A 21,316-nucleotide genomic window follows, 5' to 3' on the forward strand; every position below is an offset into this window, starting at 1 on the left:
ATTCACCTCACCGGTTGTGGGCGACCCCTTCACCACCGTAGTCAAAGAAGCGGATCAAAGGGCAGTGGTCGCGGGGGCGAGACTCAACTCGTCAGCCGCAAGACATCGGCGAGCGCGCGCCGCGGCGTGGGTGGTGGTGCCGCGTCGAGTGCCGGTGCGACACCCACTCGGATCAACACCTGGGGGAGATCGGTATGGCCCGTCAGTGCCGCGAGTAGTTCACGGCTGACCGATAGCTCGGTCAGTTGCGATACGGGGCAGGTGGCCAAACCGGCCATCGTGCATTCCAGAAGGACGCTCGAGAGCACCTCGCCGCACGCCAGCGCGTTGGCGTGACTGTCATCTTCGGTGGACAGCATCAGGATCTTCGAGAAATCTCGCGTCACGCCGGCGCGCCTGTCCAGATCGCGGGTGAAGGGAAAGTGGCGGTTGACGCCAACCCGCTTTGACTCGGCCGCCGAAATCAACGAGCTATAGGGGATCCCCTCTGATGCCTCGAACGGCCCTGTCCACCAGTCGAGTTCGAGATGGTACGAGGAGTCATAGAGGCGCAGCGACTCGGTGAACGCGGCAGCTTCGGCCAGCCGTGGGCGCATCTCCTCCGGCAGTACATCCAATCGCACCGCGCCGGCGCCGAGTCGACCGCGCAGCGCGGCCTCCAACGATTCCCAGTCCACCGGCGCGAGGAACGGCAGACGATCGGTTCGACGTCGCAGGATCGCGTCGGCGCGCCGCCGCTGCTCGTCCGTCACTGCGTTCGTGGGGGCGATGGTCACCCTGGCCAGGTGCGCGGGATTGTCCGGATCGGTAAACCGGTCGACCTCGGCGCTCCAGCCCGCGGCGGCCACCGCCACCCGAAGGTGTTCGAGCGCACCGCCGCAGCCGATGTGGGCCTCGCGCATCGATCGATCCGCGTGTACGACACGGGCCACATCGAGAAACAGGTCCAGCCGGGGGCCGTCGGCCACCCACCGCCAGGGCTGGGTGTTGTACAGCGACGGAGCGCGGCAGGCCAACCGGACCGCGTTCTCGATGACCTGGGTCTCTACCATGGTGTCCAACACGGCGCACCTCCGGTTTCTGTGCTGCCCCAATGTCGTTCGCTACCGGAGACATCTGGGGAGTGCGGTGCTATTATTAATGAATAATATCCTCGAAATAGCCAGAAGGCAACCGGACGAGAGGACGGACGGGGTGGGCGAGCAGCACGGAGACGAGGCCGGACGGCCGCACCGCGCGGCGCAGAACCGGCAGCGCCAACGAGTTTTTGAACTGGTGCGCGAGCATGGCGAACCGGTCGATGCGGCCGAACTCGCCGCGCGGCTTGCGCTGCACACGACGACGGTGCGTTTTCATCTCGACGCGTTGTGCGCCGAGGGACTGGTCAAGCGGACCCGGATCACGAGGACCGGTGTGGGCCGGCCCCGCACCGGCTACCGCGCGGTGCGCGAGCGACTGGATTATCGAATCCTGGCCGAGATCCTGGCCTTGGAACTCGGTGATACCGCCGATAAGAGGCGGCGCCGCGCCGAAGCCGCCGGCCGTCGCTGGGCCGAGCGGATCGCCGACGACGTCCCGCACGAAGACGCTGCGGGACAACGTGTTCCATCCGACGCGGCACCGAAGAAGGCCGCTGACGAGCGATCGGCGATGATCACGACGGTATTCGACAGGATGGGATTCGGTCCCGAGCCGGTTCCGGCACAAAAATCGACTCGCGACTATCAGCGGACGATCCGCCTGCACAGCTGCCCGGTCCGCGATCTGGCCCGTGATCACCCCGAGGTGGCGTGCGCGTTGCATCGCGGCCTGCTGCAGGGTCTGGCCGGCCCGACGAAGCCGGTCGGTTCGACTCCGGGGATGCACGTCGAGCTGGAGCCGTTCGTCGAACCCGAATTGTGCCTCGCGACGGTGATCGCGCATGACTGAGTTGTGTGTTCCCGTCGGCCAGGCGGACGCAGATCTGGTCGCCCGCGCGGACATCGAGGCGCTGTTGCGCCGGTTTTATGGCCGGGTGATGGTCGACGACACCCTCGCCGAACCCTTCTCGGAGTTGCGGAGCAAGGGCCTGGAGTCGCACATCCCGGTGATGGCCAACTTCTGGGAGACGGTGCTGTTCCGCGCCGGACTGTACCGCGGCAGCGCATTGCACGCCCACCGGCACGTCCATCAACGAATCCCGTTGGGCGACAGCCATTTCGTCCGCTGGCTGACCGTATGGAACGACACCGTCGATGAGATGTTCCGGGGGCCCATCGCCGAGCGCGCGAAGATCCAGGGCGCCCGGATCGCCTGGGCGATGCACCGACGGCTGACGGGCGCGGACTCGCCGGAACTCGACAGCCTGGTCCCGCGCTGAACGCCGAGGGGCGCACTACCGGCGAAAGAATTTGCGCCCCAGCCAGGCCGCCCGGTCGTATCTGCGGCCGGCGACGCGTTCCTTCATGGGAATGATGGCGTTGTCGGTGATCTTGATGTTCTCCGGGCAGACCTCGGTGCAGCATTTGGTGATGTTGCACAGTCCCAGTCCCTGCTGATCGTGGGCGAGGTCTCGTCGATCGGCGGTATCGAGGGGATGCATTTCCAGTTCGGCGAGGCGAATGAACATGCGTGGTCCCGCATACGCTCGCTTGTTGTCCTCGTGGTCACGGATCACGTGGCAGACGTTCTGGCACAGGAAGCATTCGATGCACTTGCGGAACTCCTGCGAGCGCTGGATGTCGACCTGGGCCATCCGGTACTCGCCGGGACCAAGATCCTTCGGCGGTGCAAAAGACGGTATCTCTCTGGCCTTTTCATAGTTGAACGAGACATCGGTGACGAGATCGCGAATTACCGGGAAGGCTCGCATCGGGGTGACGGTGACGGCTTCGTTCTCGGTGAAGCTCGACATGCGGGTCATGCACATCAACCGCGGGTAGCCGTTGATCTCCGCGGAGCACGACCCACATTTGCCCGCTTTGCAGTTCCAGCGCACTGCGAGGTCGGGAACTTGCGTGGCCTGCAGCCGGTGGATGATGTCAAGCACGACCTCGCCCTCGTTGACTTCGACGGAGAACTCGTGGAATTCGCCCCCGTGCTCGTCGCCGCGCCACACTCGAATATTCCCGTTGTAAGTCATCAAACGCCTCCGTCCCGTCAGTAGGCTATGCATCCAATCGGTCCCTGCCGCGCAGGAAATAGCCAGCGAGCCGACAACTTCCTTGAATCAAGGATTGTTGCCATCGCTTCCTCCAACTACGGCGGCAGGATTTTCCACTTCTGGTTCACCGTCAGGTAGCGAAGTCCGTCCGGGCCGGCGATGAACTGCGGACGCGCCCGACCTGGGAGCCATAACACGGCGCCGGGCGCCAGTTGGATCGTGTTCTTGGCGGTGGTGAGCCGGCCGCTGCCGGACAGCACGTGGATCATGGCGTCGACTTCGGTTCCGGGGGCGTCGATTTCGCCGTCGGGCGGCAGCGTGACAATGTTCCAGTCCAGGTGTTGTTCGCGCATGCCGGACCGCTTGGCCACTCGGGCGTCTTCGCGCAATCGGCCTGTCGGCAAGCCGGCATCGGCGGCCAGGACCGTCGATCGCATGCCGGACCTGGGCAGCCGCGCGTCGCCGAGTTCGTTGTCGGCCAGGGGTTTCGCGTTCTCGGTCATCGGCGCCCACTTCATCTGGTTTATACAACCGCACTTGTGTAAACTCTACGGCATGGCATATGTGATAGGGAAGCCATGCGTGGACGTGATGGACCGGGCCTGCGTCGAGGAGTGCCCGGTCGACTGCATCTACGAGGGTGGCCGGGCGCTGTACATTCATCCCGACGAGTGCGTGGATTGCGGGGCGTGCGAACCCGTTTGCCCCGTCGAGGCGATCTACTATGAGGATGACCTGCCCGAGGAGTTGCAGCCGTATCAGGCGGACAATGCGGCGTTCTTTTCCGAGACGCTGGAAGGCCGTGACGAGCCTCTGGGGTCGCCGGGCGGGGCCGCCAAGATCGGCCCGCTCGGCGTCGACACACCGCTGGTGGCCAGCCTGCCCAAGCAGGAACCCGAGCAAGCGTGAGCGCGGTCGTCATGCCGCGCGAGGGGCCACGGGGAATCTCGGGGTGAGCACCGCGGGCGTGCTGCTGCTCGTTGCCTCGTGACGCGAATCCCCGTCTCGCCCTCACATTCGCCCATACGCGACGGCCATCAACAGGAAGATCCCCGCGACCAGAAGAAACATCGTCGCCAACGGGTCGATCACATCGAAAATCATGGGATCGCCGTCAGCTGAGGCCCGCGAGGTGAACGCCGTAGGGGACGGCCTTCAGGAGGGTGACGCTGAGCGCGACACCGCTGGGCAGTGTGTAGGTGCGCTGCTCGCCGGGGCGCGCACCGGCGATGGCGGCGCCCAGCGGTGATCGGATCGAATAGACCTCCATGCCACCGTATTCGGCGCCGCGCACGCTGAACAGGAACGTTTCGACCTCGCCGGTGTCGTCGTAGCGGATGGTCAAAACCATGCCGGGCTCGGCGATCCCGTCATCGGGCGGGTCCTCACCGACGACCGCATCGACCAACAACTCATGGATCCGTCGGATGCGCACCTGCCACGCACGCTGGACGGCGATCGAATTCTCGTCATTGGCGCTACCGACGGCGTTGGTGTCACACAACTCCCGCAGCGTCGCCAATTCCCGCTGAAGCCGCTCGTAGGCCTGCGGTGAAATCCATGCGGGTTGAGTGCTGGTCATATCTTTTCCCTTCTTCTGACAGCGTTGGAGCGCGCCCGAGAACGTGCTCGCGGGCGAGGATTGGCGGAAGGCTTGCTTTCCGGGGTTAACGGGTGGCGTGACGCAGGGTCCGGTGCCGCGGGTCGAATTCGGCGAGAGCCTGGGGCTGCTTGCCGGTGGTGATCTGTTCGGCGAGCAGCCGCCCGGTCACCGGTCCATGTGCCAAACCCCACATGCCGTGCCCGCCGGCCACGTAGACGCCACGCGCCAGCTCACCGATCAGTGGCCGGCCGTCGGGGGTGACCGTGCAGGCACCGACCCACACATTGCTGCGCGCGGCCCAATCCACCCCGTCCAGCAGGGAACTGGCGTCGGTGGCGATGGCCTCCACCCGCTCGCGTGGGTGCGGCTGGTGGCGGCGACGGAATTCCAAGGCTCCTGAAACACGCAGCGCCCCTTTGTAGGGCGTGCACGCGACGCGAATGTCCGGCAGGTAGATCGGCGCCAGTATCGGGCGGTCCACCGGCACGGTGAACGAGTAGCCGCTCTGGGCCTGGACGGGGACGCGCAGCCAGCGGCCGGCCAGCCGCGACAACCGATCACCGGTGGCGATGACCGCGGCATCGGCGGTCAGCGGGTCGCCGCGGCGCGGGTGCACCACGGCCCCGTGATTCCAGCCGTGGACGTCGTCGACTTCCAGCCTGTGCATCGCCGCCCCGCGGGCCATCACCGAGCGGCCCAGGGCTTCGACGAACCGTCGCGGGTCGACGAACCGCTGTCCATTGATGTTCAGCCCCGCGGTGACTTCCGGGGAGGCCAGGGGCACTTGCTCGCGCAGCGCCGCGCCGGAGAGCGCGGTGACATACATTGGCTGTCCGGCGTTTTCGAGCTGCTGCAGCGATTCCAGCATGCGCTGCGCCTCTTTGGTGCTGCGAAACAGCGCGGTGATCGGCGCGTCGGTGACCGGTGCGTCGACCCCGTTGGCGATCAGCACGTCGAAGGCTTCGATGCAGTCCTCGTTGAGCGCCACGCCGGCGCGCAGGGCCCGCTGCGACGACGCACGCCGATGAGGCGGGGACAGCTGCATGAAAATGGCCCCCAGGTGCGCGCCGAGGGTTGACGGCAGCTGCGGCGGCACGGCCGGCTCGCGAACGGCCTGCCATTCGTCGCGCAGCACGCCGGCGGGCTGGAGCGGAAAAGTCAGTGCCGGGGCGATCCATCCCGCATTGCCCCATGACGCGCCCGCTGCAACGCCCGCGCGGTCGACCACCGTGACGTCGACACCACGTTCCTGGAGGAACCACGCCGTGGACAACCCGGCGACGCCGGCGCCCACGACGATCACGGATCTGGGCCCGCCGTCAATAGATTCGACGCCACCCATCGCGCACCTCCGCAACTGATCTTCTGACTGGTGAAGTCCATGGTGGTGTGGACGGGTGCCGCGGTGGTTGCCGGAATCCGACAATGCGGGACTGGGCCGTTGTGCCGAACCGACAACGCCGTTGTTGCCGTTACCTCATCGATGCCCAACCAGGTTGTCGAAGTCCCGTTGCCATCGGGCGTAGCGCGACCGGTCGAGGGCCACACGGACGACGCCGAACAAGCCCGCCGCCAACAAACTCATGGTGGACCAGGTCGCCACGGCGAACGCCACCCCCGCGTCGACAGCGGTCCGCGCCGCTGGGCGCACCGGGGCGCCCTTGCCATCGACCCAAATCTCAAACGCGTCACCGGACTTCACGTTCAACGGCGCGGAAACGTCGCCGGTGTGCTCGATCCCGTCGACCGACCATCGTGCAGGCACCGTCACCGTTGGGCTTTCGAGATCCCTGCGCGAGTGGCTGTCGCCGATGGACGTCGCGGTCACCTGCCGGCGAGCCTGCTCGGCGTGAACGCGGCTGCTGGACTCGTGGACGGCGGTGCCCACGGCAGCCCCGATGGGAACCCCCAGCAGCGAGATCGCGACGGCCAAGACCAACACCAGCGCCTCCACCCGGTCGCTGGCGCGTATCAGCGGGTTGTGCCCGAACAACCGCGAAGACAGTCCCCGCGGCAACGGCACTGTGAAGCTCTCCATGGCGGCGCCATCGTCCGGGTCGCCTGCGGGCCGAAGATGATCGGGACGGTGGGTGCTCATCGGGTGTTTCCTATCGACGGGTCGGCGCGGGCTTTGATCGCACACGGCAGCCGGAAACACGCCGCCACTGAAACCGGCCACGAGTGACAACCTCATGATGGCGGGCATGATCGCCACAGGGTTTGCCGAGCCAAGACAACCGGGCCGCGGCGCTTTGTCGGATCCCGACAGCCCCGTCGGTCAGTCGGTGTCGGTTGCCGCGAGCTCGATCATCATCGCCAGCCGCTTTCTGGCGTCGTCCAACGACAGGTTGGTGAGCTCGGCCATTTTGCGCAGCCGGTAACGGACGGTGTTCTCATGCACTCCCAGGCGTTCGCCGGCCTCGGTCGGGTCGCCCTGGGCCTGTAGCCACGCTCGCAGCGTGAGCACGTAGTCCGTGCCGTTGGCCTGATCGTGGCGGCGCAGTTCGGCCACCGGTCCGCGGGTCGGGGCGCGCCCTGAGCGTGCCGCGGCTCGCAGCCGCTGCAGCAGGATGTCGTCCCACGACTCGTCGTAGGCCGGCGGCGCGGCGGTCGGCGACATCTCGTGCAATGCCAGGCATTCGTCGGCCTCCTGGCGGGCGGCGGCGAGGTCCGCCAGCTCGGCCACACCGCTGATCCCGGCGATCACCGTCACCCGCTCGGGCAGGGCCGCGTGCAAAGTCATCACCCAGCGCCGCGCCGTCGCCGCGTCCTCGCCGGGGAGCACCGTGTAGACGATATTGCCCGCCAACGCGCTGCGCCCCGGCCGTGACCAGCCGAACCCCGTGGTGGCGCGCTCGAACGCCAACAGCAACGCCGCATCGCGGTCGGTCCCGACGAACGCCTGCACCGCGATCACGCGCAAACCGTTGTGCGCCAGGCCCAACCTGCTCGCCACCGTGGACGCGTCGGTCGCGCCCTCCAGCAATCGGATCACCAGCTCGGACTCGACCTGGCGCTCCAGGTCGGCGCTCGCGCGTGACCGCAGCAGGTGCAGGGCCACGGTGTGCGCGCCATCGGCCAGGGCCCCGCGCGCCGCGTCGTCCAGCGGCGCCGGGCATGCCACCCACACCGACCCGATCAGTTCCGCGCCGGATCGCACCGCAACCACCATGCGTCCGGTCAGACCCTGGTCAGGGGCCTCGGCGATAAACAGCGGCTCGTCGGAGACCGCCAGGTGAGCCAGCACCCCACGCGCCTCGAACAGCGCGCGCAGTGGTTCCGGCGTCTGCCGTCCAAGGATCGTCTCGACCCGTGCCGGGTCTGCATGTTGCTGCAGCCTCGAGTACGCCAACACCCGCAACAGACGGTCGTGGATGACGACGGCGCTACCGATCGCGTCTGCCAAACTATCGGCCAGCGCGAACAGATCGGTTGGGCCGCGCCCGGATTCCGTCTCGCGACCTTCCAGCACCAGGCCGTAGACCACCGCCGCGACCGCGCTCCATGACACCGCCTCGTCGATGACCATCACCGCGCCGACACCGGTGTCGCTGTCAAAGGTCACCGGCGCGTCACGGTCGCTCAGCACCACCACGATCGCGCGCGCCGACGCCGCCCAGCGCACCGCCTCGTCGTGGGAGCCGGCGCCGATGGCCAGCAAAACGTCGCCGACGACCGGCCGTTCGGTGGGCGGCTCGTGGACGACCACGCTGCGCAGCTCGGTCGAGCGGGGCACCGACGACCAACGCAACCGGACGCCATACCCACCCAGGACGTTCACCAGGCGGTCCAGTGTGATCATGCGCCAGCTCCAACGGTGTGCAGAAACGAGAGGTAGGTGCCTTGTATTGTGCCCCGGATCGCGAGCGGTAAGCCGATTGTGGCTGCGGAGTCGGAATTCGCAGCGGTCTACCGCGGGTTTCGGCCGGACCGCCCTAGGCGGTCAGCCGCAGTGAGGCAAGCCATCACGCCGCGCCAGTCGTCCGATGCGGTCCGTTCTGGTCAACGCGCCCGACGACGTCTAGACTTTTCACAATTTCATTTGTAAAAACATAGGGCGGGCATGTGCCGCGCGGGCCGCGATCAGCCACCGGCCGGCGATGGGCATCTGCGAAGAAAGGGCAGCGGCGCAATGAGTTTTCGCGACGACGGCAAGGTGTACCTCGAAGTCGGGGTCAACGAAGACGTCAGCAAGGATGAAAACCCGAATGTGCCCTACGGCGCCGAAGAGACGGCGCGCGACGTGGTCGAGTGCATTCAGCGCGGAGCCACCGCCGTCCAATTCCATGCCCGCTACGACGACGGCCGGCAGGCGTGGGCCGACGACGAGGTCTCCCGCACCATCTTGGCTGCCGCGGCCCGCGACGTTGACCCGTTGGCCTACCCGGGCTACGCCGGTAGCCTCGACCACATCTGGGCGCTGGCCGAGCACCCACCCGCCGGTGCGGGACTGCTGCTCGCGCCGTTCGACCCCGCCCAACATGTCAAGCGTGTGCTGTGGCAGGAGGACGAAAACCAGTTCAAGACGGTCGGTTCCGACGACTCGAACGGTTCGCAGCCGTCTTACCCGCCCGAACTCGACCGGTTCACCAAGCTGGGCCTGGTGCCCAGCATCGGTGTGTTCAACGACGTCGACTTGCGCTGGGTGATACTGGCGGGCCGCATCGGGATCTTGCGGCAACCGCTGAACATCAAGTTGTTCTTTTCCGATCGCTGGGTTTCCTATAACGATCCCGACCCCGATGTCCTCGATTACCTGGTCTCGCGCATCCCGAAGTGGATCGACCACGAGATCGTTGTCGTTCCGTATGCGATGAGCTCCGCCGAACGGCGCCAAGAGCTTTGGGAACATGCGCTCAACCGCGGGCTCGGCATCCGGGTGGGCATCGGGGATTGCCCGACGATATCGCGGACCACCACCAACGCCCAGCTGGTGGATCGCGCGGTCAACCTCGTGACCAAACGGGAACTCACGCCCGCCACGCAGGATGACGTACGCGCCCGCTTCGCCGCGGCCGAGGTGGACGAAAGCGAGTTGGTAAGGGTCGTCGTCAACCGGAACCGGTGTATGGGATGGGGCGTCTGCTACTCGCACGCGCCAGAGATCTACCAACCCGATGCCGAGGGATACTGTGTCGTCGTGAAGCCCCACGTCGACCCCAGCCTGCTGGAGAAGGCCCTCGAGGGCGCGGCGAGCTGCCCGGAACGGGCGATCCGCGTCGAAGTGTGACATCGCCTCGCGGCCGGACGATGCCCAGCGAGGATCACGGCGGGGATGTCACCGAGCGCTGCAGGAAAGGCGTGAGTATGTCGACGGGCAGTGGGAAAACCACGGTCGAATTCTGATCGGCGCCCAACTCCAAAAGTGTTTGCAGGTACCGGAGTTGAAGCGAGGCCGGATTCTTCGACAGGGTCTCGGCGGCCTGGCTCAGCTCGTCGGACGCCTGTAGTTCGCCGCGGGCGTTGATGACCTTGGCGCGGCGTTCACGCTCGGCTTCGGCCTCCCGGGCCATCGCCCGCTGCATGGATTCGGGGATCTCGACGTCCTTGATTTCCACGACCCGGACCTCGATCCCCCAGGGCCGGGTCTGCGCCTCGATGATGGTCCGAAGATCGTTGTTGAGGTCCTCGCGTTGCGCCAGCAGGGTGTCGAGGTCCGCGCGGCCCAGCAGCGAGCGCAGGGTGGTTTGCGCGATCTGTGAGGTGGCCACCGCGTAGTTCTCCACGGCGAGAATCGCTTTGAGGGGGTCGACAACCTGAAACATCACCACCGCATTGACCCGGGCGGGCACGTTGTCGCGGGTGATCACCTCCTGCGGCGGGATGGTCAATGTCACCACCCGCTGATCGACCCGAATCATCTTGTCCACCAGCGGAATCAACCACCGTGGGCCCGGCCCGTACAACGGGCGGGCATGGCCCATCCGGAACACCACGCCACGCTCATACTCGCGCACCACCGCAAGCGAAAGAAATGTCAGCACGACCACCAGCACCGCGATTGTCACCCCGGCCACCCACAACAGCGCGCTCACGTCGCCGCGTCCTTCTCCGGTCGGCCCGCGCCCCAGCGGGTCGAATAGCGGTCGACCGCGAGAGCCGCCTGGTCTTCCAGCGCGGAGCGGTGCGCCACGTGCCCGGGAGCGTTGGACGGGGTACGCCACAAATGGCCCGCCAGCGGCGTCCCCGCCGCCAGCGCGATGGCTATGACGCCGATCAGTACCAGCAGGTCGGCGGGGGAGTGCAGCCTGGCAAGCATCACCAGCGGCATCACCACCCCCAAAGCCGCTACGCAGCAAGCGATGCCGCGGTGAAAGCGTCCGGCTTCGGAATGCGGCCAGGGGTCGATCTCGCGGCTGATCTCGCGCCCGTGCTCCGAAGTCGTACAGGTCGATTTGACCGGGCAGCTGTTGCACACGCTGGGCTTGGCCCGGTAACGCATCACCCGGTGCTTCGGATCGAAGGAACTCGGCCACAGCCAGTGGTCCTCCGGGCACACCCACGCGTCATGGTCGGCGTGGTAACGGAATTGGCCGCTACGCCACTGCGCGGCGCGCTGCGACACGCGCCGTGCCATCGCGTCGACACCCCAGGCGGTGGCCACCAGTGCCAGTGCGTACCCGGCAACCAGCCATGCCGCGGCGGTGGGGGATGTCATCGTCAACCCTTCTGGGATGCAGCCGGAGTCGGGTCGAGTTCGGTGTAGAGCGGATGTTCGTGCAGCTCGTCGCTGGTCGGCGCGCGTCGGACGTTGCATATCGCGGTCCACGCGATCCAGACGAACGGCAAGACACCGCCGAGAATGAAGACGAAATCGCCAGGCAGCCGCAGCCATTCGATCAGCGAGTTGCCGGGACGGGTGAGGTAGCCCAGCGACCGCGCCTCGAAATACCCCGTGCTCACGGAGTGGTACAGCTGCAACACCCCCAGCGGCAGCAAGGTGGCGAACACCATCCAGGCCAGCCCGATGTTCATGCACCAGAAGGACAGCCGCGCCCACTTCTCCGGCCACTTGTCGGCCGGGATCGCGTAACGGAAGGCGAACATGGCCAGCCCGACGGCGAGCATGCCGTACACACCCATCATCGCTCCATGGGCGTGGTTGGCGGTCAGGGCGGTGCCGATCTGGTAGTAGGACACGATGGGCAGGTTGATCAGGAACCCGAAGATGCCCGCGCCCAAGAAGTTCCAGAATCCAACCGCCACCAGGAACATGACCGCCCAGCGATGCGGGAACGGTGTTTCGTGGCTTTGTTGGCGAGATCCCAGCTGCAGGAACGCCCAGGCCTCGACGGTCAGGAAGGTCAGCGGGATCACTTCGGCGGCGGAGAAGAACGCGCCCAGCGCCATGTGTTCCACGGGCGTGCCGGAGAAATACAGGTGGTGCATCGTCCCGATCACACCGCCGGCGGAGTACAGGATGATGTCGAGGAAGATCACTCCGAGCGCGATCCGCTCGCGCACCACCCCGAGCAGGACGAAGATGTAGGCCACCATCACGGTGGTGAACAGCTCGAGGAAGTCCTCCACCCACAGGTGGACCACCCAGAACCGCCAGAAGTCGGCCACCGAGTAGTGGGTGTCGTGGCCCGCCAACAGGCCCACGGCGTAGAAGGCCGGGATCGCCAGCCCGGTGAAGAAGAACATCCACGGCAGGTTCATCTTCGACTCGCCCTTGAGCTTGCCGCGGATGCCGCGCCAGATGATCGCGATCCACAGGAACAGGCCGACCGTCAGCAGGATCTGCCACAGCCGCGGCAGGTCGAGGAATTCCCACTGCTGGGAGAACAAGCCACCCGCGGGAATCACCCCGTAGATTGAGAGGGCCTCGCAGATCAATGAGCCGCCCACCACCAAGACGAGCGCGCCCAGCAGCCCGTACACCAGCCAACTCTGTCGTCGCGGTTCCCGACGGCTGATGAAGGGCACCAGGAAGATTCCCCCCGCCAGAAACGCGGCCGCCGTCCAAAACAGCGACAACTGCACGTGCCAGGTGCGGGCGAGGTTGAAGGGCAACAGCTTGGCCAGATCCAGCCCGTAGAACGCCGACAGGTCGGCGCGGTAGTGCTCGACGGCGCCACCCATCAGGGTCTGCGCCAAGAACAGCACCGAGACGATCGCGAAGATCCAGATCGCGGCGCGCTGCGAGGCGGTCAGTCCCACATCGCCGGGCTGGCGGAACGACAACGTGGATGCCTCCGCGCTGTGCCACCCGATCTTCTGGCTCCACCGCCCGTACACGGCGAACATGATGCCGGTCCCGCCCAGCAACGTGACCAGCGACAACACCGACCACACCACGATCGATGCGGTGGGCCCATTGTCGACCCGCGGCTCGGCCGGCCAGTTGTTGGTGTAGCTGTAACTGTGACCCGGACGCTCGGCCGCGGACGCCCACGCCGTCCACGCGAAAAACGCGGTGAGGTCATGGATGTCGGCCGTGCTGGTGATCATGCGCGGCAGCAACCCGTACTTGGTGGAGTTCTCGCCGAAGTAATCCGCGTAATGCTGTTGGAGATGGTCGAAGGCGGCCGCCTGCTTATCGGTGAACACCAACGTCTTGGTGTCGGCGTCGTAGCGGTTGGTGCGAAACTCGGCCACCACCCGTTCCTTCGCGTCAGCAGCCCCCTGTGCCCGCCATTGCGCGGCCACATCGTTGGTCGACATGCGCAGATATTCCGCGGTGTAGTCGGGACCGAGGTAAGCGCCATGTCCCAGCACCGACCCGTACTGCATCAGGCCGCGCGCCTGATAGAGCTCTTGGCCGCGGGTGATCTGGGCGCCGGTGAACAGCACCTTGCCCGACTCACTAACAACGTTGGCCGGCAACGGCATTGAGGCGGTGTAGGTCCGGTACACCAAGATTCCCATCACCAAGAACCCGAAGATCATCACCAGCGCCACGCCCTGAGCCCAGCCCTTGCCGATCAACGACGCGGCGGGTGCCGGTGTGGAAGGTCGTGACGGTGCTGATCGGATTGCCATGTGCCGGTGCGCTCCTCGGGCTGAGTGAGGGAGGGAAACGTGTCCGGGTAATTACACAATGGCGATTGTAGAAATTCACTATGAGCTGCATCACGCCCGAATGCGGGGCGCATGACCCCGGTTAGCCGGCTAGCGACCGCGTTTCGTGCCCGCCTGCTGGCAAACCCATCCATCGGGTATGCGGCCCGTGACGACGAACCGGGTGAGCTGCGCGCTCGTCGGCGCCGGCAAATCGTAGTCGGCGTGCAGATACACCACCGGCTCCTCTTTGAAGTTGTGCCCGTGCAGTTGGTCCAGCAGCTGGTTGCAGGTGGCGTCGAGCAGTGGACCGCCTGTCCGGTCGGCGAGCAGTCGCGTCAGGGCTTCCATCGTCCGCCATAGCTCGCCGTGTTCACGCATCATCACGAAGACGGGCATCATGATCCCCGCCTTGCGGATCGGCGGGAACAGGAAGGTCTCCTCCAGGTAGATGTGCCGGCGCAGCGCATCCATCGTCGCCCTCAGCAGCTCGGGTTGGCGGTCGCCGCCGTCGAGCTTTCCGACGAAAAGTTCTATGGCAGCAGCTATTTCGCGGTGTTGCCGCATGAGTTCGGCGGATAGCACCCGGTCGGGCATCACGTGCTCCTCTACGTCAATGTGCAGATCGGGGCAGGCCAGTTCCTAGAAGGCGGCAGGTCAAGCCGGTGGCTTTGCCGGCGACGAGGCAAGGTTCGGCTCCCGTTGCCCGACAGCGAGTCCCTGCTGTAAGCCCCCGATGAGCTGCTGCCGCTGGGCGGGGGCGCCGGCAGGGCTGGTCTGTGCGCAGCTGCAGCTGAGGCCGCCAAAGGGATTGGGGCCGTCGTCACCCGGATCCGGGTCGGCGCCGGCGTGTATCGGCGTCGATGCCCCGAGCGCCACGATGACCGCGGCGCACAGGTTTGTCAGGAGCGCCAAAGGTTTTCGGTTCGGCGGCCGGTGCGCAGACCGGTGTGGTGTGGGTGTGTCCATTGCGATTTCCTTCGGATTCGACGAGCTTGCGCTTCCCGGGACGGGCTGCGGACGGGGGCGCTGCATCATCCGGCCACTGGCGAATGCGGGATGAGCGAGACACGCAAACCGACGCGCTGAACCGCACCCTCGGACTCGCGACCGACCATGCCGCCCAGCGGCAGCTTGGACACGGTCGGGCCGGGGGACGGCGCCGCGGCCCATCCGCCCGGCATGGCGCTGGAGTGGAGGGCCTGCAGGGGCGTGACCGACGAAACGGTGGCGGCCCAACTCGGGGGCACGGACAACGTGCTCAGCGAGCTGGCTTGGCCCACGCCCGCCGCAACGCTGTGACCCAATCCCGCGACCGGCGGGAGATTGCCCAGACCCGCGGCGGCGCCCATACCGCTGATGCCCTCCACGCCGCCGGCGCCCTCGGCCCCCAAAATGGAACCGGCGCCCGCGTAGTCCAGTGCCAACCCCTGGTAGTCCAAACCGAGCCCCTGGTAATCCAAATCGAGCCCGTAGAGGTCTATGCCGATTCCTCCGGTGTCGGCGATCAGGCCGGCGCCGTCGGCGCCGAAACCCGCCGCCTCTCCCGCCAGCGCGCCCGTACCGCCGTCGAGCGCCGGCGCGGCGGCGAGTGTGGAGGCCAGTCCCGTCGCGGCGCCCGCGCCCGTGCTCGCGCTCTTCGTCGCGCCCTTGCCGGAGGCGTTGGTCAGACCCGACAGCGCGCTGAGCGGGGCGGTGGCCCCCGACGATCCCAGCGAAGCGCCCGTGCCCATCGCCGCCTGCGACAGCCCCGTGCTTGAGGACGAGCCGGGTGTCGAAAGGCCTTGCAGGGTTTGCGGCACAGAGGAGGCCCACTGCGTCGCCGTCGCGTGGGCGGTGCTGCCGGATTGCAGCGCCGCGTGGGTGACGGCGCCGATGTGGCCGGCGACGGCGGTCGAAGTCGCCGTTTGGGGCGGCGGCGACGCCACGGGCGAAAGCGCCGAGGCCGACGCCGAACTGGCGGCGTAGCCGTACATCGCGGTCGCGTCTTGCGCCCACATTTCGCTGTACTCGGCTTCGGTCGCCATGATCGCCGGCGTGTTCTGCCCAAAGATGTTCGTTTGGATCAGGGCCAGCAGCCGAATCCGATTGGCCGCGACCAGCGGAGGGGGGACCGTCATCGCGTACGCGGTTTCGAAGGCCGCCGCGGCGGCCGTGGCCTGGCCGGCGGCCTGCTGGCATTGCTCGGCGGTCGCCGTCATCCACGCGATGTAGGGCATGACCGCGGCCACCATCGACATCGATGCCGGCCCCGACCAGGACTCGTCGGTGAGGCCGGCGATCACGGCTTGGTAGCTGCCGGCGGCATCAGTCAGCTCGGCCGCCAGCGTCTCCCATCCCGCCGCGGCGGCCAGCAAACTTGCGGGACCGGGCCCCAAATACATCCGACCAGAGTTGATCTCCGGTGGTAACGCGCCAAAATCCATGCCTATCTCTGTCCCCTTGTCAGTTCTCTGGGCGGACCGTGCTGACGCCGCGGCGGTCGCACGCGACATCCGGTCACGCAATCGATGTGGTGATGAAAAGCCCGAGTCCCCAACGCATCACGCGACGCGACCTGGTGAGCCCGCATACCCGGGTTCGTTGGATTGACCTCGCTATTGCGCGAATTGGCACACCTGTTTCCCGGCAGCACCGGGGTGTGTGTGATGGCCACAACACGTCTGCTGAACGGCCCAGACGACGACCGATCAGCAGATGCCGGGGGCACCGGAGCTGATCGCGGCTAGCGTCTGATCCGCCGCGGGTGGGTATTGCGCGCCGGCGAGGTGACGCGCCCGATCAGCAACGGGCGACGCAGAACTGAATCAAAATATTGTGCCCGGCGGGACTGGACGCCGGCGCGCGTGCCGGCGTATCGACGCGCTGCTGGGACCAAATTATGCCGAGGGTGGGTGGGGCCGACGATCCGGATTGCCGAGGCGTCGAAAGAGCGAAAGTGCTTCCACGATCACGCTTTAACGCGACGCTCTTGAACGCCTTGTCGTCGTTCACCGTGGATCCGACGCCGAGGCGACGTACCGGAACCGACTCGTGGTCGGAGTGCATGGGGTTGGAAAGCGGGCTGGCCGACGAGGCGGCCGCCTCCGGCGGCGAGGCGTTGGCGGCCATTTCGGCTCGCAAAGCCCCGCAACCGAGTACAGCTGCAACGAGTGCCAGCGCAGCAACGATGGCCAACGCGGGTTGCCGTCGCGGCCACCGTGAAAGCAGTCCAACTCCGAAATTCACAGTGCCATGCACTCTACCAGCCGCGATACATCGACAGGCAACGCGTCACGTCCAGCAAAACCCCGATCGGGCGCCCCCGTCAGACCATCCGCGGTCCGCCGAAACCCGGAACCGCGCCCACCGGGATCAGCGCCAGCGCGATGACGAGAAGGATGAACAGCCGCACCGTCTTTGGTGTGGGTCGCCGATCGATCTCGGGCCTGCGCGCCGCGAAAAGGAGGAAGACGATCGCGACGTCGAGCGCTACGATCGTCAGCCAACGGGTCCAGTCGAAGCCGGTCAGAAAGACCGGGATGACCAGCAGCAGACCGGTGATCACCCAGGGAGTTCGCCCGCGCAAGGCGTCGACGAACGCGCGCAGCGGGACGCCCGAAAGGGCGCTGAGACCCCACACCGTCACCGCGGCGGCACCGGCGCCGAAGAACAGTGAGACGGTGAGGCCGAGCGCGCCGATGTGGCCGACGGTTCGGATGGCGTCCGCGATTCCGTTGGCGTAGTTGGGCATCACATTGCGGCACACCCAGTCGTGGTAATCGGTTTGATTCGGTTGTCCCGCAAGCACGTAGTGCATCAGCGTCGCAGGCGATGTGACCGTGGCAAAGGGGTTGGGCACCGGGTGATGTGGCACCGCCGCGCACAGTTGAGGGGCGATGTCGTGGCGACCGAACGCCGCCACGGCAGCCGTGGTGAGGACTCCCGGCAGCACGGCCAGGAGCATGCCACGGCGCCAGGTGGTTTCCAGGGCCCCGCCGAGGACGATGATTGCCAGGAATGCCCCCAACGCGAACTGCAGCCCTATCGCCTCGTGCACCAGCGTCAAGGCGGCGATGACGGCGCCGTAGGCGGCGCACCATACAGTCGCGACGGGCCGGGATCGTGTGAGCGCCAACGCCGAGCTGAACGCCGCGAGGGCCGCCCCACCGAACAGGTCCGGCCGAGCCGAGAACGCCGCGAACGGGACACCGAATGGCAACAGCGGCAAAACCGCCGCGACCATCAGTCTGCGTTCAGACCGATGGCGACCCGAGACCACCACACCGGCGACCGTTGCCAGCCCGCCCAAATAGACCAGCGTGGACAGCCACCGCAGACCGAGCGTGGCCGCGAAGTAGTGGTTCGGGGCCAACCGGACCAGTTCACCGGCGAGCCCGCGGCGGACGAAGCCATGCGTGTAGTCGGCCGTGTAATACGACATCCAGTACACGTCGAGGGGAACGACCTTGATCGCGAACCACAGCACGGCCGCCGCCCACGCCGCGATCGCGACGGCGACACCCACGTGAAGGCGACGCGCGCGTTGATCGGCCTCGAGGGCGAGGTCCACCGTCACGACCCGTCCCCATAGACCGTGGTGGCGGACAAACGCAGGTCGGCCAGCGCGTCGCACGCGAGCTCGCTCGTGGCCGCGGTGATGGGGTGGGCGCCGCTGTGGTAGCCGACGATGGTGAGAAATCGGCTGCCGTTGACCGTTCCTGTGCCGCAGAACAATTGGCCGTGTGTTTGCTCGATGCGCGACCGGGTGATGCCCTGCTCGGCCAGCCGCATCGAGAACTCGGTGGCGTCCGCACCGTCGATGCGGCCGACGGCGGCATCGAGGCTGCCGAGGTTGGAGCAGCCCACCGGCAGCTGGCCGGCCGACATGGCGATGCCCTCGGCGCGACGCACCAGCCATCGTGGCGTGAACGGAATGAGTGGCAATCCGGCGAGCATCTCGTTGGGTTGGCGAACCAAAGACGCCAACAGCTCTTTGACATCCGCACGCACGCCGCTCAAGTCGCCGGCCACGGTGTGGGCGTCGACGGTGAGCGTGATCGAGGTCAGCGCGTTGGCGCGGTCGTCATCGGCGGTGCGATCGCTGACCGGAAGCACCACCGTCACGGAGTTTTCGCCGGGGAGCACCCTGCCCATCCGGTGCGCCAGGCGAGCGGCGAACGCGACGCACAGCGTGTTGCTGCTCCCGCCGAGGCTGCGCGCACGTGCCTCCCATGCCGCGGCGTCGGTTTGAATCGTCACCGACCCGAATCCGTTCTGGCGCTGGCCCATTGGGCCGGACGCCCGAGGTGCGCGCGTTTGCGGCTGCGCCTGTCGATCCGCCGCGGCCTTGATCAGTATCGCCAGCGTCGCGATCAGCGCCCGGACGGCCGCCGGCAGGCTGAGAACGGCGTGGGACAGGTCCTCACGAATCGCGCGCCACCGGCCACGCGAATTCGGCTGTGGGTAGCCGCGATTGCGCGGTTCTCCCTTGACCGCTTCGGTGATGGCCGCTGCCATCGCGAGGCCGTCGACTACGCAGTGTGACGCCACCAGGGTGACCGCCGCCCCACCGTCGTCCAACGGCAGCACGCCGAGGTGAAATGTCGGGCCGTGCTCGGGGTCGACGCGCACCCGCGCGCGTCTTTCGATCCACGCGCCGATCTCGCTCCGGGGGCGCGGCGGTTCGCACGCGATGTCCGGTGAGCGGCTGTCGGCCACCCAGCGGTGGCGCCCGAACGGCAGCGGCGAACGCTCGATCCGGCGCCCGAGCAGACCGGCACCGAGACTGTCTCTGAAGGACCGCAATTCGTCGATATCGACGGCGCGGTCATAGACCCATGTGCATTGCACCGTGCTGCCTTGACCGGTGGCGCGCAGCCGCAGAAACGCGGCCTGGTCCAACAGTGCCAGCCTCGTCACTAGCACCCCGCCTCGGCCGCGGCGCGATATCCGCGCACCGCCACCGGCGCGAACACCGCGACCAGGACGCCGGCCCACAGGGCGGCCTGCCACAGCGGCGAGAGCACCGGCCCGCCCTCTGCGAGCGCGCGCATCGCCTCGATCGTCGGTGATATGGGCGAAAAACGGACCACCGGTTGCAGCCAGCCCGGAAAGACCCCGGCGGGCGCGACACCGGTGTTGAGGAACAGCAGCAGCACGCATCCCGCACCCAGCCAGGTCACCATGGCTTTGCCGTCCGCGCGGGCGGCGATCGCGATCACCAACGTCGCCATCCCGGCCGAAATCGCCACGGGTACCAGCACAAAGGCCAGCGCCGCGATCCAGCCGTAGCTGAATCGCAGCCCCAGGGCGACACCGAAGATGGTAAGCACAACGGCGGACGCGGTGGTGCGGGCGGCCTCGGCGACCAGCCGGCCCGCCACCGTGCTGGCCCGATGCACCGGCTGCACCCACAACCTCGTCAGTACGCCCGACTCTCGTTCCGCCGGCAAAGCCAAACCGGCGCCAAGGGTTCCGAACACGGCGCCCACCACCGCACACATGGGAACCAGCCCGTACAGGCTGTCGTGTCCCGTGACGGCCAGAACGGCTTTGCCGATCAGCAATTTGTAGACGATGAGGAGGAAGGCCGGGAACAACAGGGCCTGCACCGCGACGATCGGGTCGCGCCGCCAGCGGCGCAGGAGCCGGCCGGCCTCCGAAGCGCTGTGACTGACGAAGGCCGTCAGTGACGGCGCATACGAAACCCGTTGCGTCGCATGGGTAGCCACTGCTCCCCGCGACGGCCGCGCGGACGCATCCCGCGCCTGCCGAGCGCCCTGAGACGGGATCCGGACCGTGCGGGGCGCCCGGGGGCGTCCGCCGCCGACGCGTCGCTGCATCCGCACCGCCAAAACGCCGAACAACGCCAGCAGCCCCAGGCACCACGCCGATGCCACCGCCAGGTCCCTACCCGTTGCGTGACCGGCGGCCAGTCCGCGCAACGTGTCGGTGACCCGGGAGACCGGCTGGTGACGGACGAACGGGCCCAGCCAGGCCGGAAACGACTCCGCGGGAGCGATACCCGTGGACAACAGGACCAGCACCAGCTGGGGCAGCAGCAGCAATTGGCTCGACGATTCGACGGAGCCGACCCGCGAGCCGAGGGCGTCGGCGCCGAGGCACACCGCCATCGCGAACGCCACGACGATGATCACGAACAGGCCCGTGTCGCCCGGACCGCCGGCCATCCGGAAGCCGAGCGACCACCCGACGGCGACAGCGGCGACGAGCGCGACGACCGAGCGTATCAAGCAATAGAGCATCCGCGCGGCCAGCGGCACCGCCGCGGGAACCGGCAAAGTCTTGAGACGAGACCCGAAGCCGGAGAGCCGGTCTCGTGCGGCACGGTCGGCGGTCGTCATCGCCCCGAACAGCATCGCCTGCACGATGACCACCGGCAGGACATATTGCGGATAGGTCATCGAGCCGGGATGGATCAGGCTGCCCAACACCAAGGTGAATCCCAGGAAGCAACCCACGGGCGCCAGCGCCGCGAACAGCAGGTCGGCATCGCGCCGGGAGCCGGAAAGTGTGCGCAAGGTGAGTGCCGCCAAGGCACTCATGCCGAGACCTCGGTCGGCGGA

General features: G+C 67.1%; 20 protein-coding genes. 4 read left to right on the plus strand and 16 right to left on the minus strand.

The window, feature by feature from the left end; all coding sequences use genetic code 11:
* Positions 1-83: 83 nt before the first annotated feature.
* Positions 84-1,064 (minus strand): nitroreductase family protein, encoded by a 981-nt coding sequence (locus tag W7S_RS09210; protein ID WP_008255490.1) that lies wholly within the window; start codon positions 1,062-1,064, stop codon positions 84-86.
* Positions 1,065-1,194: 130 nt separating this feature from the next.
* On the opposite strand from W7S_RS09210, the gene W7S_RS09215 reads away from it, so the two are divergent.
* Positions 1,195-1,929: a metalloregulator ArsR/SmtB family transcription factor gene (locus W7S_RS09215; protein WP_008255493.1), complete on the plus strand. Its 735-nt coding sequence runs from the start codon at positions 1,195-1,197 to the stop codon at positions 1,927-1,929.
* Positions 1,922-2,359 (plus strand): group III truncated hemoglobin, encoded by a 438-nt coding sequence (locus tag W7S_RS09220; protein ID WP_008255495.1) that lies wholly within the window; start codon positions 1,922-1,924, stop codon positions 2,357-2,359. Before W7S_RS09215 ends, W7S_RS09220 begins: the two co-directional genes overlap by 8 nt.
* 15 nt (positions 2,360-2,374) lie before the next feature.
* Here the strand turns inward: W7S_RS09220 and W7S_RS09225 are convergent, their stop codons facing one another.
* The gene (locus tag W7S_RS09225) at positions 2,375-3,121 is read right to left on the minus strand and encodes a succinate dehydrogenase/fumarate reductase iron-sulfur subunit (protein WP_008255497.1); all 747 of its coding nucleotides are present in this window, start codon (positions 3,119-3,121) and stop codon (positions 2,375-2,377) included.
* 116 nt (positions 3,122-3,237) lie between these two features.
* Positions 3,238-3,645: a cupin domain-containing protein gene (locus W7S_RS09230; protein WP_008255499.1), complete on the minus strand. Its 408-nt coding sequence runs from the start codon at positions 3,643-3,645 to the stop codon at positions 3,238-3,240.
* A 52-nt stretch (positions 3,646-3,697) separates the two neighbouring features.
* Here W7S_RS09230 and fdxA point away from each other — a divergent pair, with 52 nt between their 5' ends.
* On the plus strand, positions 3,698-4,051 hold the full coding sequence (gene fdxA, locus W7S_RS09235; protein WP_008255500.1) for a ferredoxin: 354 nt from the start codon (positions 3,698-3,700) through the stop codon (positions 4,049-4,051).
* Positions 4,052-4,256: 205 nt separating this feature from the next.
* Here the strand turns inward: fdxA and W7S_RS09240 are convergent, their stop codons facing one another.
* The 4 genes from W7S_RS09240 to W7S_RS09255 form a co-directional block, all read right to left on the minus strand.
* A complete protein-coding gene (locus W7S_RS09240; RefSeq protein ID WP_008255502.1) occupies positions 4,257-4,724 on the minus strand; it encodes a GreA/GreB family elongation factor in 468 nt (155 codons plus the stop codon).
* An 85-nt stretch (positions 4,725-4,809) separates the two neighbouring features.
* Positions 4,810-6,087 (minus strand): FAD-binding oxidoreductase, encoded by a 1,278-nt coding sequence (locus W7S_RS09245; protein ID WP_014711348.1) that lies wholly within the window; start codon positions 6,085-6,087, stop codon positions 4,810-4,812.
* A gap of 135 nt (positions 6,088-6,222) precedes the next feature.
* Positions 6,223-6,843 carry a membrane protein gene (locus tag W7S_RS09250; RefSeq protein ID WP_008255508.1) on the minus strand — a complete coding sequence of 207 codons (621 nt, stop codon included), beginning with the start codon at positions 6,841-6,843 and terminating at the stop codon, positions 6,223-6,225.
* A gap of 180 nt (positions 6,844-7,023) precedes the next feature.
* Positions 7,024-8,547 carry a CdaR family transcriptional regulator gene (locus tag W7S_RS09255; protein WP_008255510.1) on the minus strand — a complete coding sequence of 508 codons (1,524 nt, stop codon included), beginning with the start codon at positions 8,545-8,547 and terminating at the stop codon, positions 7,024-7,026.
* A 330-nt stretch (positions 8,548-8,877) separates the two neighbouring features.
* On the opposite strand from W7S_RS09255, the gene W7S_RS09260 reads away from it, so the two are divergent.
* A complete protein-coding gene (locus W7S_RS09260) occupies positions 8,878-9,975 on the plus strand; it encodes a 3-keto-5-aminohexanoate cleavage protein (RefSeq protein ID WP_008255513.1) in 1,098 nt (365 codons plus the stop codon).
* A 34-nt stretch (positions 9,976-10,009) separates the two neighbouring features.
* Here the strand turns inward: W7S_RS09260 and W7S_RS09265 are convergent, their stop codons facing one another.
* From W7S_RS09265 to W7S_RS09300, 9 genes are all read right to left on the minus strand, one after another.
* Complete coding sequence (locus W7S_RS09265; RefSeq protein ID WP_008255514.1) at positions 10,010-10,780, minus strand: slipin family protein; 771 nt, start codon at positions 10,778-10,780, stop codon at positions 10,010-10,012.
* Positions 10,777-11,403 (minus strand): hypothetical protein, encoded by a 627-nt coding sequence (locus tag W7S_RS09270; protein ID WP_008255516.1) that lies wholly within the window; start codon positions 11,401-11,403, stop codon positions 10,777-10,779. The genes W7S_RS09265 and W7S_RS09270 overlap by 4 nt, the downstream gene beginning before the upstream one ends.
* Before the next feature lie 2 nt (positions 11,404-11,405).
* Complete coding sequence (locus W7S_RS09275) at positions 11,406-13,730, minus strand: nitric-oxide reductase large subunit (protein WP_020822180.1); 2,325 nt, start codon at positions 13,728-13,730, stop codon at positions 11,406-11,408.
* A gap of 129 nt (positions 13,731-13,859) precedes the next feature.
* On the minus strand, positions 13,860-14,345 hold the full coding sequence (locus W7S_RS09280; protein ID WP_008255526.1) for a hemerythrin domain-containing protein: 486 nt from the start codon (positions 14,343-14,345) through the stop codon (positions 13,860-13,862).
* Positions 14,346-14,782: 437 nt separating this feature from the next.
* Positions 14,783-16,174, minus strand: coding sequence for a PPE family protein (locus W7S_RS09285; RefSeq protein WP_036428736.1), 1,392 nt, complete (start codon positions 16,172-16,174; stop codon positions 14,783-14,785).
* Positions 16,175-16,529: 355 nt separating this feature from the next.
* Complete coding sequence (locus W7S_RS26025) at positions 16,530-16,859, minus strand: hypothetical protein (RefSeq protein WP_074021617.1); 330 nt, start codon at positions 16,857-16,859, stop codon at positions 16,530-16,532.
* Positions 16,860-17,055: 196 nt separating this feature from the next.
* On the minus strand, positions 17,056-18,306 hold the full coding sequence (locus W7S_RS09290; protein WP_014711350.1) for a hypothetical protein: 1,251 nt from the start codon (positions 18,304-18,306) through the stop codon (positions 17,056-17,058).
* Positions 18,303-19,649: a wax ester/triacylglycerol synthase domain-containing protein gene (locus W7S_RS09295; protein ID WP_014711351.1), complete on the minus strand. Its 1,347-nt coding sequence runs from the start codon at positions 19,647-19,649 to the stop codon at positions 18,303-18,305. Before W7S_RS09295 ends, W7S_RS09290 begins: the two co-directional genes overlap by 4 nt.
* On the minus strand, positions 19,649-21,295 hold the full coding sequence (locus tag W7S_RS09300) for an ABC transporter permease (protein ID WP_014711352.1): 1,647 nt from the start codon (positions 21,293-21,295) through the stop codon (positions 19,649-19,651). Before W7S_RS09300 ends, W7S_RS09295 begins: the two co-directional genes overlap by 1 nt.
* Positions 21,296-21,316 lie beyond the last annotated feature (21 nt).

It is taken from the genome of Mycobacterium sp. MOTT36Y, from assembly GCF_000262165.1.
GTDB classification, from domain to species: domain Bacteria; phylum Actinomycetota; class Actinomycetes; order Mycobacteriales; family Mycobacteriaceae; genus Mycobacterium; species Mycobacterium intracellulare.

What these genes read in the sequence shown, in the direction of transcription:
- W7S_RS09220 (WP_008255495.1), top strand. Translation starts at nt 1,922, where the DNA reads ATGACTGAGTTGTGTGTTCCCGTCGGCCAGGCGGACGCAGATCTGGTC.
- W7S_RS09225 (WP_008255497.1), bottom strand. Translation starts at nt 3,121, where the DNA reads ATGACTTACAACGGGAATATTCGAGTGTGGCGCGGCGACGAGCACGGG.
- W7S_RS09230 (WP_008255499.1), bottom strand. Translation starts at nt 3,645, where the DNA reads ATGACCGAGAACGCGAAACCCCTGGCCGACAACGAACTCGGCGACGCG.
- fdxA (WP_008255500.1), top strand. Translation starts at nt 3,698, where the DNA reads ATGGCATATGTGATAGGGAAGCCATGCGTGGACGTGATGGACCGGGCC.
- W7S_RS09240 (WP_008255502.1), bottom strand. Translation starts at nt 4,724, where the DNA reads ATGACCAGCACTCAACCCGCATGGATTTCACCGCAGGCCTACGAGCGG.
- W7S_RS09245 (WP_014711348.1), bottom strand. Translation starts at nt 6,087, where the DNA reads ATGGGTGGCGTCGAATCTATTGACGGCGGGCCCAGATCCGTGATCGTC.
- W7S_RS09250 (WP_008255508.1), bottom strand. Translation starts at nt 6,843, where the DNA reads ATGAGCACCCACCGTCCCGATCATCTTCGGCCCGCAGGCGACCCGGAC.
- W7S_RS09255 (WP_008255510.1), bottom strand. Translation starts at nt 8,547, where the DNA reads ATGATCACACTGGACCGCCTGGTGAACGTCCTGGGTGGGTATGGCGTC.
- W7S_RS09260 (WP_008255513.1), top strand. Translation starts at nt 8,878, where the DNA reads ATGAGTTTTCGCGACGACGGCAAGGTGTACCTCGAAGTCGGGGTCAAC.
- W7S_RS09270 (WP_008255516.1), bottom strand. Translation starts at nt 11,403, where the DNA reads ATGACATCCCCCACCGCCGCGGCATGGCTGGTTGCCGGGTACGCACTG.
- W7S_RS09275 (WP_020822180.1), bottom strand. Translation starts at nt 13,730, where the DNA reads ATGGCAATCCGATCAGCACCGTCACGACCTTCCACACCGGCACCCGCC.
- W7S_RS09280 (WP_008255526.1), bottom strand. Translation starts at nt 14,345, where the DNA reads ATGCCCGACCGGGTGCTATCCGCCGAACTCATGCGGCAACACCGCGAA.
- W7S_RS09285 (WP_036428736.1), bottom strand. Translation starts at nt 16,174, where the DNA reads ATGGATTTTGGCGCGTTACCACCGGAGATCAACTCTGGTCGGATGTAT.
- W7S_RS26025 (WP_074021617.1), bottom strand. Translation starts at nt 16,859, where the DNA reads ATGGCCGCCAACGCCTCGCCGCCGGAGGCGGCCGCCTCGTCGGCCAGC.
- W7S_RS09300 (WP_014711352.1), bottom strand. Translation starts at nt 21,295, where the DNA reads ATGAGTGCCTTGGCGGCACTCACCTTGCGCACACTTTCCGGCTCCCGG.